The organism is Deinococcus frigens DSM 12807 (assembly GCF_000701425.1).
Lineage (GTDB): Bacteria > Deinococcota > Deinococci > Deinococcales > Deinococcaceae > Deinococcus > Deinococcus frigens.
Genome location: NZ_JNIW01000080.1, coordinates 1 through 12464, shown reverse-complemented (window position 1 = coordinate 12464; position 12464 = coordinate 1). Strand labels below are relative to the sequence as shown.

At 68.4% G+C, this 12464-nt stretch carries 13 protein-coding genes and 1 pseudogene; 6 read left to right on the top strand and 8 right to left on the bottom strand.

Translation table 11 applies throughout. The features are described 5' to 3' along the window. The 5 genes and pseudogenes from Q322_RS23615 to Q322_RS0118005 all read right to left on the bottom strand — a co-directional run. Window positions 1-262: pseudogene (locus tag Q322_RS23615) on the bottom strand (IS630 family transposase); the annotation flags it as partial. Between the two features lie 103 nt (window positions 263-365). Continuing rightward, window positions 366-1271 carry a DMT family transporter gene (locus tag Q322_RS0118025; RefSeq protein ID WP_051668728.1) on the bottom strand — a complete coding sequence of 302 codons (906 nt, stop codon included), beginning with the start codon at window positions 1269-1271 and terminating at the stop codon, window positions 366-368. 213 nt (window positions 1272-1484) lie between these two features. Next, window positions 1485-2222 carry a glucodextranase DOMON-like domain-containing protein gene (locus Q322_RS0118020; protein WP_156953145.1) on the bottom strand — a complete coding sequence of 246 codons (738 nt, stop codon included), beginning with the start codon at window positions 2220-2222 and terminating at the stop codon, window positions 1485-1487. Between the two features lie 585 nt (window positions 2223-2807). Then, window positions 2808-3899, bottom strand: a complete 1092-nt coding sequence (gene proB, locus Q322_RS0118010) for a glutamate 5-kinase (RefSeq protein WP_029479263.1) — start codon at window positions 3897-3899, stop codon at window positions 2808-2810. Window positions 3900-3940: 41 nt separating this feature from the next. Next, the gene (locus tag Q322_RS0118005) at window positions 3941-4915 is read right to left on the bottom strand and encodes a LysR family transcriptional regulator (protein WP_034419089.1); all 975 of its coding nucleotides are present in this window, start codon (window positions 4913-4915) and stop codon (window positions 3941-3943) included. A 153-nt stretch (window positions 4916-5068) separates the two neighbouring features. Between Q322_RS0118005 and Q322_RS0118000 the strand changes: the two genes are divergently transcribed. Next, entirely contained in the window at window positions 5069-6307 is a 1239-nt protein-coding gene (locus Q322_RS0118000) for a hypothetical protein (RefSeq protein WP_156953144.1), read from the top strand. Between the two features lie 31 nt (window positions 6308-6338). On the opposite strand, the gene Q322_RS0117995 is transcribed toward Q322_RS0118000, so the two are convergent. After that, the gene (locus Q322_RS0117995) at window positions 6339-7448 is read right to left on the bottom strand and encodes an N-acetylmuramoyl-L-alanine amidase family protein (protein WP_245593313.1); all 1110 of its coding nucleotides are present in this window, start codon (window positions 7446-7448) and stop codon (window positions 6339-6341) included. A gap of 169 nt (window positions 7449-7617) precedes the next feature. Between Q322_RS0117995 and Q322_RS0117990 the strand changes: the two genes are divergently transcribed. Then, the gene (locus tag Q322_RS0117990) at window positions 7618-8277 is read left to right on the top strand and encodes a hypothetical protein (RefSeq protein WP_029479259.1); all 660 of its coding nucleotides are present in this window, start codon (window positions 7618-7620) and stop codon (window positions 8275-8277) included. Between the two features lie 140 nt (window positions 8278-8417). Here Q322_RS0117990 and Q322_RS0117985 read toward each other — a convergent pair whose 3' ends face one another. Further along, window positions 8418-8885 carry an Rrf2 family transcriptional regulator gene (locus Q322_RS0117985; protein ID WP_029479258.1) on the bottom strand — a complete coding sequence of 156 codons (468 nt, stop codon included), beginning with the start codon at window positions 8883-8885 and terminating at the stop codon, window positions 8418-8420. Window positions 8886-8936: 51 nt separating this feature from the next. Further along, entirely contained in the window at window positions 8937-9791 is an 855-nt protein-coding gene (locus Q322_RS0117980; protein ID WP_029479257.1) for a DUF1028 domain-containing protein, read from the bottom strand. Window positions 9792-9823: 32 nt separating this feature from the next. On the opposite strand from Q322_RS0117980, the gene Q322_RS0117975 reads away from it, so the two are divergent. The 4 genes from Q322_RS0117975 to Q322_RS23610 all read left to right on the top strand — a co-directional run. After that, complete coding sequence (locus tag Q322_RS0117975; protein WP_029479256.1) at window positions 9824-10537, top strand: 3-keto-5-aminohexanoate cleavage protein; 714 nt, start codon at window positions 9824-9826, stop codon at window positions 10535-10537. 277 nt (window positions 10538-10814) lie between these two features. Next, window positions 10815-11627, top strand: coding sequence for an orotidine-5'-phosphate decarboxylase (pyrF, locus tag Q322_RS0117970; RefSeq protein WP_029479255.1), 813 nt, complete (start codon window positions 10815-10817; stop codon window positions 11625-11627). Beyond that, the gene (locus tag Q322_RS21940) at window positions 11624-12124 is read left to right on the top strand and encodes a hypothetical protein (protein ID WP_051668726.1); all 501 of its coding nucleotides are present in this window, start codon (window positions 11624-11626) and stop codon (window positions 12122-12124) included. The genes pyrF and Q322_RS21940 overlap by 4 nt, the downstream gene beginning before the upstream one ends. 4 nt (window positions 12125-12128) lie before the next feature. Next, window positions 12129-12464, top strand: a 336-nt coding sequence (locus Q322_RS23610) for a helix-turn-helix domain-containing protein (RefSeq protein ID WP_162176636.1), incomplete at its 3' end; no start/stop codon positions are given.

Here is a 12464-nt window from a genome sequence, read left to right as displayed (position 1 = left end):
GCGCACCCTCCCGCAGGAGGGTGCGAAGCTGCTCGAGTTGGCTGGAGGTCAGACGTGATGGACGTCCTGGAGCGACGGTGGCCTGCAGCGTGCCGATCTTTTTGAGCCGGGCGCTCCAAGTGGTGACGGTGAGGACAGACACGCCAAAATGTTCGGCAATCTCGCGGTGCGTCTGGGTGCCGCGTTGAAGCCATTCGGCAGCGGCCAGTCGGCGTTCCTCAAGCTGGGCGCGGGAATACCGTGAAGGTTGCCATTCGGCCATGCCATTAGAGTATCAGGCTGTATTTACGCCGTGATCAATAAACAATCACTCTGGCGCGGGCAGGGAGAGCTGAAGGGGCACGCGCGCTTCCCCCAGACTGCGGCTAGCGCCCGCGCGTCGGCGCTTTTTTCTCCACGCCCAGCAGCAGCGCCGCGCCGATCACCAGCGCCGCGCCCAGCAGGGCCAGGGCCGCCAGCCGCTCGCCGAACAGCAGCGCGGCCAGTCCAGCCGCCACCACCGGCTCCACGCTGGCGATCACGCTGGCGCGGGTAGCGTCCAGTCGGCGCAGGCCCGCGCTGTACAGCAGGTAGGCCAGGTACGTGGACAGCACCGCGATGGCCCCCAGCCCGCCCCATGCCGAGGCCGACTTGGCCGCAAAACCCGTCGGGGCCACAAAGGGCAGCAGCCCCAGCGCCCCCACCGGCAGCGCCACGCCCAGCAGCGCCGGGGTGCTGTAGCGCCAGAAGAATGCCTTGCCGTACAGGTAATACAGGCTGTAAGTGAAACCCGCAACCAGCCCGAAGGCCAGCGCAGGCACCGTGACGCTGACGCCCTGCCCGCCGCCCAGGCTGATCAGGCTGATGCCCAGCAGGGTTCCGGCAATCGCCAGCCATTCGCGCCTGCCGGGACGGTCGCGCAAAAAGGTCCAGCCCAGCAGCGCCACGAAGGCCGGGGCGGTGTACAGCAAGACAGAGGCCAGGCTGGCCCCGCCCGCCCTGACCGCCAGTTGATAACTGCCGTAAAAGACGCTGACCCCGGCGATACCAAAAGCCGCCGTGATCCACAGGTCCCGCCCGCGCGGCAGCCGGCTGCGGGTCAGCAGGGCGTGCAGGGCGTACAGCGCGCCGCCCAGCAGCGCCCGCCAGAAGGCCACCTCCAGCGGGGCCACCCCCGCCGCCTGCACGCCCTTGCCGAAAATACCCAGCAGGCCCCACAGGCACGCGGCGGCCAGAATCAGCAGCGGCGCGGGAACTGCGGGGCGGGCCGGAATGGCCGCGTTCAGGGCCATCCGGACTCCGGACAAGAGGAGTGGCGAACACTTGGAAATTCTGGCGGGCGTCCAGGCGTCCTCATGGGGAGGACCAGCGTCCACATAGAAGTCCATTCATGATGGCCGCCTGCTCTGGACAGGACCGCGAGCAGGAGATGAGCGGGTTGCGGGCCTGGAGCGGACCTGGCCAGCGCTGCCCCGGTTTGAGCGCGCTACAGACGGAATCCGGTCTCACGTGCGCCGCCAGACAGCTACCGTCGCTCCCACAGTCAGCAGCAGGCCCAGGCCGCCCAGCATGATCAGGATCAGACTGGTCCAGTCACGGGTCTGGCCCACCAGGGCCAGGGTGCCGTCGGAGAAAGCGCGCGTGTCCTCCGCAGAGGCCAGCACGTCCACGGGCGTGGGCGCGTCGGTTCGCCCGGCCTGGAGGCTGCCAGGGGCCGTCCCGCCCGTGGGTTTCAGCACGCCGCCCGCAGACAGCGGGGTATAGACGCTGCTGGTGACCCAGTACGCATAACTTCCGGCAGGCACGGCGGTGTCGATGACCAGCCCAGTGCCTTCGATCTGCACGGTGGGCGCGGCCAGGCGCTCGATCCGCTCGCCCGTGTCATCGGTCCGTTCCAGCACGCTGCCAAAGCCGGTCACGCGCAGGTGGTACTGCCAGCCGCCGCCGCGCGTCCGCAGCCCGGTGTCGGCCAGCACTCCCTGTCCGCCGGGGCCGGTCTTGACAAAGATATCGGTGACGCCCGCCGAGAAACCCGACGGCGCGTTCCACGGGTTGCCGATCTGTCCGAAACTGACCGTGAAGCGCATCCCCGCCCCCTGCGGCGCGGCGCTAAACGAGCGCAGATCCAGCGCGTCCTCGGTCACGCCCGGCTGGCGCGGCAGGACGTAGCCGCCGTCGCCACGCGCGTCCCCCGCTGGATCGGGGACGGTCAGCAGCGAGGCGGTCAGCAGCAGCAAAAGCACAGGGGGGAGTATAGAGGCGGGGGGAGCTGCCGGGCGAAGCCTTCAGTCGGTGTCGCTATCCAGGAGCAGGGCGAGCTGCGCCCCCCACCCCCCACCCAGCCTCCCCGGCAGGGGGGAGGGGCCAAAAATCCCACGTCCCACACGACAAATATTCCATTGCACATCGAGCGTCTCAAGGGGAGCCAGGAGGGGCAGTTGCCCCTGCCGCACAGACGATCTCCTTAGCTTTTGCCTGAGGCTGGATGATCCGTAGAACTCGTGTTTCTCGAATCGCGCTGAGACGGCGTTTGTGTTCACGCCCTTGCAGCGTCTCCAGCACTTCCATCAACGCCACCGAAACAGCAACCGAAGGCCGTCGGGCGCGCAGCGGACGGGCCGCACGCAATGTAGCGGAGCAGGGCATCTGACCCGGACCGCCGCCGTCCACTTCCGCCCACCACGCCCATAGGCTCGTGCCCAGCGCAGCGCTGTTCCCTCTGCCCCTCTGGGGTAGGGGGCAGAGGGGTGGGGCTGCCCGAACGACACCTCAACCCGGAATCTCCCCGCCCACAACTTTTCAGGGGAAGATTGGACCGCCCCCAACTTCTACAGCCGCACCAGATCGTCCCTGTGCACCGCTTCCGGGCCGTAGGTGAAGCCCAGCAGCGCCTCGATCTCGCGGGAATGATGCCCGGCGATGCGGGCCAGATCGCCCGAGGCGTAGCGGGTCAGGCCGCGCGCCAGCTCCGCGCCGTTCGGGGCCAGCAGGCGGATGGTCTGGCCGCGCTGGAACTCGCCCTCCACACGCCTGATCCCGGCAGGCAAGAGGCTGGAGCCGCGCTCGGTCACGGCCCGCGCCGCGCCGTCGTCCAGGTGCACGCGGGCGGGAGACACCTCGGCCAGAATCCAGCGTTTGCGGGCTTCCAGCCGCGAACCGGCGGCCTGAAAACGCGTCCCCAGCGCCTCGCCTCCCACGATGCGGGCCAGGGCGTCGGGCGCGTCGCCGGGGGCGATGACCACCGGGGTTCCGGCGCGGGTGGCGATCTCGGCGGCCTGAATCTTGGTGTGCATGCCGCCCGTGCCACGGTGCGAGCCTGCGCCGCCCGCCCGCGCCCACACTTCCGGCGTGACGCGCTCCACCACCGGGATCAGGGTGGCCTCTGGATCGGTGCGCGGATCGGCGGTGTACAGGCCCGGCGCGTCGGTCAGGATCACCAGCAGGTCGGCGTCCACCAGATTCGCCACGAAGGCCGAGAGGGTGTCGTTGTCGCCCACGCGAATCTGTTCCAGCGCCACGGCGTCGTTCTCGTTGATGATCGGCAGCACGCCGCGCGACAGGCAGGCGTCCAGCGTGGTGCGGGCGTTCAGGTAGCGGGTGCGGTCCCGGAAATCGTCGGCGGTCAAGAGCACCTGCGCCACGTTGACGCCGTACAGCTCGGCCAGCAGCGCGTACAGGTGCATCAGGCGGCTCTGGCCCACCGCTGCCAGCAGTTGCTTCTCGGCCAGCGTGCGGTCACGCGGCGGAAAGCCCAGCGCCTCCCAGCCCGCCAGGACCGCGCCGCTGCTAACTAGCACCACCTGATGCCCAGTGGCCTGCACCGCCACCATCGAGCGCATCAGGTCCACCAGACGCGGGCGGCTGAGTCGGTCTCCGCCCGCCGTCAGGACACTGGTGCCAAGTTTGAGGACGACGCGCATGGAGGGCAGTCTAAGGGGCCAGGAGTCGGGAGGTCACCGGGCTACCGCGCCTCTCCCCCAAAGCGGACCAGATGCGCCTGCCGTCCCGCCGCCGCGCGCAAGGCCCCCGGCGACAGTACCGCGTTCTGGAAGGCAGCGATCAGCGGCGAAACATCCTGTTGACCCCGGCGCGTCACGCTGCCAATCGGCCTCCACAGCGGGGTGGGCAATGAATAGGCGCGCAGGTTCGGCGGCAGCGGCACGAAAACCAGTCCGGTCAGCACCGTGAAGCCGTGACCCTCGGCCACGCGGCCCAGCGCCACCTGTGGGTCTCTCAGGCGCACGGCGGGCGTGGGCGGGTGCGAATGCCGGGCCACATGCGCGGCGATAAACGGGGCGCAGTCCTCCTCACAGACGATGTACGCGGCGCGGTGAAAGTCGTCCCAGGTGCGGATGGGCGGGGCGTGGACGGACGCGATGATCAGGTACTCGTCGGCCAGCAGCTCCCGCGTGTCCAGTTCGGGGCGCATCGGCAATCGGCCCAGGCCCAGGTCCGAGTCGCCCGCCAGCACCAGCGCCTCGATCTCGTCATGCTCGCCGGAGGTATCGCGCACCACCACCACTATCTCTGGGTACAGGCGCTGGAAGGCGTTCAGCGCCGGGGTGACAAACTGCCGGATCACGCTGCGGCACGACACCACGCGCAGGGTGCCGCTTAGCGCAGGAGCCGGGGCCATCATGGCGCGCAGGGCGTCGGCGGCGTGGCGGGCGTGGTCCAGCACCCGCGCGCCCGCCGCCGTGGGCCACGCGCCGTGGCGGCCCCGCTCGAAAATCTGCACGCCCAGCGCAGTCTCGGCGGCGCGCACGGTATGGCTGACCGTGGACTGCGCCAGCCCCAGCCGCAGCGCGGCCTCGCTGAAGCTGCCCGCCTCGGCCACGCCCAGCAGCACGCTCAGGTGGGCGCTGCCCAGTGCGGGTAACGACTGGGCGGGTAACTGGGCAGGCAAGTCAGGGCGAACGGGCGGTTCGGCAGGCATGGCCGCAGTGTAGAGGCTTCCATCGAAATTCTCGATACAAGGTCCGGGGGCTATCGGTTCCCTGCGTTGTTTCCGCCCGGCCAGAGACGCAGAATGCACGGGCCACCCTTGCTGACCCGCCCTTCAACTGTTCCGATATCAGGAGGCCGCCCCATGTCCAGACCCGCTGCCCACCCCCGCTTGATCTTCCTGTACGCCGCCCTGCTGTCCAGCCCCCACGCGGGCGGGAACGAAGCCGCCCAGACTCTGACTTTCCAGACCCTGACCCCGCCCCCCGCCGAGGCCGCGCGCCCGCTGCGCGAACTGCAACTGGCCGCAGCAGCAGACGGTGCGCTGGTGCTGGCGCTGCTGCATGACGCCGGGCAGGCCGACAGCGGCAAGGGCCTGTACGAAGCGCGCAAGGTGCGGGTGTGGCGCTCTGACCCAGGGGCTGCCGGCGGCAAGTGGGAACTGTTGCGCGGCGGCCTGCCCGGCGGCGTGCTGAATTACGACGTGCCCCGTCCGGCCTCCAATATCGACCTGGCGCTGGACGCCCAGGGCACGCCGGTCATGGTCTGGAACGAGAATTACGGCGACAACGACGTAGTGGTCTTCCGGGCCTATCAGGACGGCGTATGGACGGGATGGCACCCGCGCTATCTGGGCGACGACCTGCCCTACGCGGCCCGCACCCGCTCGGTGGTGGCGCAGGGCGGCGAACCCGTGATCGCCTGGGGCGAGTCGCTGCGAACTCCCTACGGTAGCCGCCTGACCGTGCGCCGCTGGGACGAGGCGGCCAAAACTTGGACGCGCAGCCCGGCTTTCAACGAGATCAGCATCTTCTCGCGCACGCCCGCGCTGGGACTGAACGCGGGGGGGCAACCCACGGTGGCGTGGCTTCAGGGCGAGGTGTTGGCGAGCAATGTCTTGGTGAAACGCTGGACCGGGACGGCCTGGGAAGCGCTGGGGGGCAGCCTGAACCGCACGCCGGACCGTTACCTGGCCTCCACCCGCCTCAAGTTAGACGGGCAGGGGCAGCCTACCGTGGCGTGGCTCGAAGACCTGAACGGCAAAGACGCGCTGTATGCCTCGCGCTGGGACGGACAGACCTGGCAGGCGCTGGGGGGGCCAGTCAGCGCCGAATATGCCGCCGCCCCCACCCTGGCGCTGGACGCCGATGGGCAGCCAGTTCTGGCCTGGGTGGAGGAACGCGCGGGCATCGGCCAGATTCACCTGGCGCGCTGGACGGCTGGAAGCTGGTCAGATTCCGGCGTGATGAATCTGGACTCCCGCCGCGACGCCCGCTCGCCCAGCCTGGCCGCGCTGCCCACAGGCGAGATCGTGCTGGCCTGGCGCGAGAACGTGAACGGGGTGTACGGGGCGCAACTGCGGAAGATCGGCGGGAGGCGCTAGGGGCCTGTTGGCCCCGCCCGTGCCCCTCCATTTATTGCGTGTTCAGAAAATCCAGAATGGCCCGCGCCAGGCCCTGCGCGACCTTTTCGCGGTAGGCCGCCGTCGCCAGCCGCGCCCCCTCGCTGGGATTGCTGCCGAAGCCGATCTCGGTCAGGATGGCGGGCGTGGTGGGGTTGCGGATCACGTAAAAGGCGTCGGTCTTGACGCCCCGGTTGGCAGCCCCGGTGTATTGCAGCAGCCGTGACTGCACCTTCTGGGCCAGTTGACGCGAGAACGACAGCTTGGCCTGCGCCAGAATATCGCCCAGCAGACTCTGGGCGCTGCTGGCCGCCTGGCGGGTCAGCTCCTGGCCCACGCTGCCGCCGCCGTTTTCCAGGACCGCCCGGCTGTTGCTGCCCGCTGGCGGCTGCCCGAAGTAATACGTCTCGATGCCCTGCGCCGAGGCCCCGCCCGCGTTGACATGAATGCTGACATAGGCGCTGACCCTGCCGGTGGTGGCCAGCCGCGAACGGGCGTCCAGATCGCTGCGCTTGTCCGCGCTCAGGTTCGTGTCCGCCATGCGGACCATCACCACGTCCACGCCATGCTTGATCAGTTCGGCGCGGGTCCGCAGGGCCACGTCCAGGGTCACGTCCTTTTCCCTGACCCACTGACTGACCATGCCCGAGTCGCCGCCGCCGTGTCCGGCGTCCAGCACCACCTTTGGCCGGGTCACGGTGGCCGGCGTGGCCGCTGGCCTGAACGCCAGCGGGGCGGCAGCGGCAGCGGTGGGCACGTCGATCACCAGCCGGGCCGCCGCCGCGCCACTCCTGGGCAGCACGCTGACCTTTGTGTTGGCCGCGCTGCTGCTCCCCGCCAGCGTGACCGTGACCGTGCCGCCCGACACCGCGTAGGCCGTGACGCCCGCCGCCTTCAGCGCGCCCTGTTCGGACTTGAGACTGACATTGAGCTTGACGGTCACGCTGCGGCCCGCCGCCGTCACGCTGGAAGTGGCATTGCCCGGCAAATCGAAGACCAGCCGCGTGAAGCCGTCGTGCGCGCCCACGCGCGGCGCGGCGGCGGCCAGAGAGGGGGCCAGCAGCGCGCACAGCAGCGCCACGATCTGGAAAAGCCGGAAAGAACGCGCGGCAACCCGGCACACGGGAAGCAGAACAGAGGGTAAAAATGAAACGATCACTGCCCCGGAGTGTACCGTCCCCATATTGACCGGCGGTTGAAGGGCCATGAGAGCAGGGAGAAGCGGCACACGCCTGAACTGGATCTGACCGCGCCCCTCACGCCGCTCAGGCATGGGCAGGTACCGTGATGGGATGAAATTCCCCGCCACCTCTTCCCTGCTGGCCGCCGCCACGCTGGGCCTATTGACCCTGAGTCCGTTCACGGGGGGCCAGGCGGTCACTTTCGGCGGCCTGAACGTCACGCCGCGCGGCCCGCAGAACCTGAACCTGGACACCGGCGTCACCGAACTGCCGCAGGGCGGCACCGTCACCGACAGCAAGGGCGGCCTGAAACTGGTGGCCGGGGCCATGACCCTGAACCCCGGTCAGACCCTGACTGCCCAGAACGCGGTTCTGACCACCAAGCAGGGCGGAACGCTGCGGGCCGCGCAGGTGGTCTATGACCTCAAGTCCTCCACCGTCACCGCGACAGGAAGCGTGACCTACAACGACGCCCGCTTTAAAAACCTCAGCGCCCCGCGCGTGATCCTGAACGTGGGCCGCGCCTTTGTAACCGCCCTGGGCGGCGTGAGGGCCGATACCCCCGCCCTCAGCGGCGCGGCGCTGGTCTTCGATCTGACCACCATGCAGGCCATTCTGACCGGGCCGTACACCGCCCGGCAAGGGACCCTGAACGCCTCGGCGGACGCGGCGGGCCGCTTGCTGCTGGTCTTCGGCGGCAACCAGGTGGTGCGCTCGTCGGTCAGCCCGGACGCGGCGACGCTGGGCCGCTTCACGCCCTATCTGAAGTAGAGGTTGTAAGGGGTGGATTGGAGGACGGGCGGGGACCCTGGATTCAGCTTCTCTGTTCAGCCCGACGTCTGACCCCGGTTGAACGGTTGCGCTCAGCCGCCCCTTCCCTGCACCCTACAAGCCGCTTCCCACGCACCCCGCTACGCGTTCGGTTTGAGCAGATGCCCCAGGCAGTGGCCGTAACTGACGCCCTGGCGCGCGTCGGCCACCAGATCGGCCACGCTGAATTCCTGGAGCACGCCCAGCATGGCGTCGCGCATACGGGTGTAGACGGTGGCGCGGGCGTGGCAGCGGTCCTCCTCCGGGCAGGACTCGTGCCAGTTCAGGCTGATGCAGCTCAGCGGCGCAACCGGGCCGTCGATGGCGCGCACCACCTCGCACAGGCTGATCAGGGCGGGTTTGCGGGTCAGCGCGTAGCCGCCGCCGATGCCCTTCTTGCTCTTCACCACGCCCTTGTTGCTCAACGCGGCCAGAATCCGGACCAGATACGGGCGGTGAACGCCGGTGGCCTCGCTGATCTCCTCGCTGGACACCCAGCGCGCGGCGTCCTGCGTCCCCAGGAAACCCAGGGCTTGAAAGGCGTACACGTCGGTGGCCGAAAGCCGCATGGCAGGAGTCTAGAGCAGATGAGGCAGAGGCGGCCTCCGCGCCCCCTGCGCTCAATCCCCGAAGTGCTCTTGCAGGTACGCCAGCGCCACCGGATCGAATTGCCCGCCCCGTGCCCAGCGTTCCTCCAGATTCTCGGTGCCGTACAGGGACCACGCAGCGGCCTCGGTTTCGGCATCCCAGGGGCCATCCGGCAGGTTGGAGGCGTGGCCCTGACCAGTCAGCAGGGCGCGCAGCCAACTCAACTCCCCAGCAGACAGCTCGCGCGTCTGCGTGGGCCTGCCGAACAGCAGGTCGAAGGTGTCCAGCAGCCGCTGTAACTCGGCGCAGGGTTCGGCGTGATCGTCGGCGCGCAGGTTGACCCAGTCGCCCGTGAGGCCGCCGTAGCCCCGGCCCGGCCCGGCGCACAGCAGCGCGGCGGACTGGCGGCCCCGCTTGTCGCCGCCCGCCTCATCGCCAGCACGCAGCGCGGCCAGCAACCGGCGCGGCAGGGGCTGACCCGCCGCCGCGTTCCAGGCCGCGTGCATGGCCTCCACAACTTCCGGCCCGGTTAAAATGTTGCCCTGGATCGCCACGTCCTGCTCTGCTCTACCTCCGGCCCAGTCGTGACAGCCAGGGCCGCTGAAGGTCACGCTCTGGCCGTTCGCCGCCACGATGCCGAACTGGCGCTGGGCAATGCCGGAATCCTCGGCCTGGAAGTGGGCGCTGACCGCCTGCGGGGACAGACCCTCTGCCAGCAGCCGCAGCCCATCGGGGCCGAAGTTGGGATTGACGTAACTCTGGGTGGCCACCGCGCCCACGCCCGCGCGCACGAAGGGCACCAGCGCGCCCACGGCCAGAAATTTGCTGGCAACGGCCACACCGATGTCACCGGTTGCCGCGTCACGCCCCACGATAGAAAAGGTCATGTCCAGAGGCTAGCAGGCGTTAGGCTGCCCGCATGTTGAAAGCGGCCCTGAATGGCAACCGGACCCCCGACGAGCATCCGAATGTTCCCATCACGCCCCAGCAACTGGCGGAGGCGGCGCGGGAGTCAGTGAAGGCGGGCGCGGACGCCCTGCACCTTCATCCCCGCAGTGCAGCAGGGATGGAAAGCCTGGAGGCCGAGGACGTGGCGCTGGCCCTGAACGCCGTGCGCGCCGCATGTCCGGGCGTCCCGGTCGGCATTTCCAGCGGCTGGTGGATTCTCCCTGATTCGGAAGCGCGTCTGGAGGCCGTCCGCGCCTGGACCGTACGGCCCGATTTTGTCTCCGTCAACTGGCATGAGGCTGGATCGCCCGCGCTGGCCGAATGGCTGCTGGAACTTGGAATCGGCGTTGAGGCGGGCTTGTGGACGGCGGACGCGGTGCGGGCCTTTTTAGCGTGGCCCCGGCGCAAAGAGGTGTTGCGCGTACTGCTTGAATTGCCCGACAAACCCATCCGCGTCTACAAGGCCGAATTGAAGGAAATGTTGGCCCTGCTGGAAGCTTCCGGTCTGGACAGACCCACCGTGCTGCACGGCCTGGGCGAGAGTGCCTGGCCCCTGCTGCGCGAGGCGGCTCGGCGCGGCCTGAGCGCCCGGACCGGCCTGGAAGACACCCTGCTGCTGCCCGGCGACTGCCCGGCGGCTGACAACGCCGAGCTGGTGCGGGTGGCGCGGGAAATGCTGGGCTGACGCCTGGATTCTGGGAGGTGCCAGCGGTTTACCCCGTCTTCTCGCCACGCACGAGAGCGAAGGGGAAACCCTGTCTCAGCCTGCCTTTTCAGCCCTCTGATACGGGTTGCGTTAAATTCCGTAACATTCGGGAAAGCTCCGAATGCTCCTCCACACCACGCAACCCGTATTCTTTGCCTCTCCTTCCAGTCGGGTCAAAGTTAGCACTTTAACCGCAATCCGTATGATCCTCAGACCCCCGGACCCCTGGACCTCCCCGGGTGTTAGCCTCCCCACGATGCTCACCTTCGCCCAAGCCGTGACCGAGCGCACCCGCCGCCTGAACACCCGCCTGTGCGTGGGCCTGGACCCGCGCCGGGACGCCTACCGGGACGCCGCACACCTGAAAACCCACACGCTGGAGGTGCTGGAGGCGTGTGCCCCGTATGCCGCGTGCGTCAAGCCGCAACTGGCTTTTTACGAGGCGCTGGGGCTGGAGGGCTTCGGCGTTCTGCAAGAGGTCTGCGCCGCCGCCCGCACGCTGGGCCTGCCGGTGCTGCTGGACGCCAAACGCGGCGACATCGGCAGCACGGCACAGGCCTATGCACGGGCCTGGCTGAGCGGGCGGCACGCGGGCGCGGCGCTGACGGTGAGTCCCTTTCTGGGGTTCGAGACCCTGACCCCTTTCGTGGACGCGGCGCGCGAGAACGGCGGCGCGGTGTTCGTGCTGGTCAAGACGAGCAATCCCGGTCAGGCCGATTTGCAGGGCAGCGGCGTCAGCGAACGCGTGGCCGTAGAGGTGGCGCGGTTAAACGCCGAAACGCCAGCGGGAGAGTACGGAACTGTGGGCGCGGTGGTGGGCGCGACGCATGCCCCAGATCTCGCCACCTTCCGGGCGCTGATGCCGCGTGCGCTGCTGCTGCTGCCAGGACTGGGCGCACAGGGAGCCGCCGCCGCAGACCTCAAGGCAGCCTTCCACGCGGGCGGCACGGGCGCACTCGTCAGCGCCAGCCGGGGCGTGCAGTACGCGGATAGTTTGAATGTCGCAGCCAGTGTGGAGGCGGCACGCGGGTTCAGGGATGAGTTGAATGGGGTGCTGGGACAGGCATGACCTGGCGCGCTGTTCAGGTGGACCGGGACGAAATCTCGCCCGTCTTCGCTCGACTGTATGGAAGCGACGAACAGGATTTTGCCATGGTCCTTTTCCAGCTCACCGCCACCTGGCTTGTTCAGGACGGCGGCGGACAGATCGCCGGAGCCATCGGCCTGCGACTTTCGCCCACCTACAGGGTGGAGATCATGGGCGGCGCATTTCCCGGACCTGATCAGAATGAGACAGCCCTGACACTGCTCTTGGCCGCACTCGCCACCCAGCCTCACGTCTACGCTTACGCCAAGTCCCATTTGCTCCCTGCTGAGGTGCTGGAGGCCGCCGGCCTGCACCGAATAGGCGCATACACCCGCATGATCGGGCCAGTTTCGCCACTCGTGCCTGCCGTACCCAATGGATTCAGGGCCGTTCCGTTGTCAGAGGTTCGCAGTCCACAAGATCGCCTGGCCGCCCAGCGCACCTACTCATACGGATTCCGATTAAACAGTTTACAATAGAGGGATGAAACCTGCACTCTTCACTCGTCCCCTCGCACATCAAGCGGCTGACTTCTGGCAGCTCTTCGAGACCAGTACCTGTGCCGTCCAGCGGCGCAGAGCGCAATTCTTTGCGCTCCTGGCAGAACGTCGTCCCCTTGCCGAGATTCTGGCGCTGATCCGCTATAGCCGGGTCACGGCCTACTCACTGGTCAATCGGTATCACACCCTGGGTCTGGAGAGCCTCGCGGACGGACGACAGACCAATACTGGTGCGCCCCCTGTCTTGACCGCCGACGAACAGCAGCGTCTTGCTCGTCATCTGCATGAAGATTTTGAGCGAGGGATGGTCTCTGCGGGC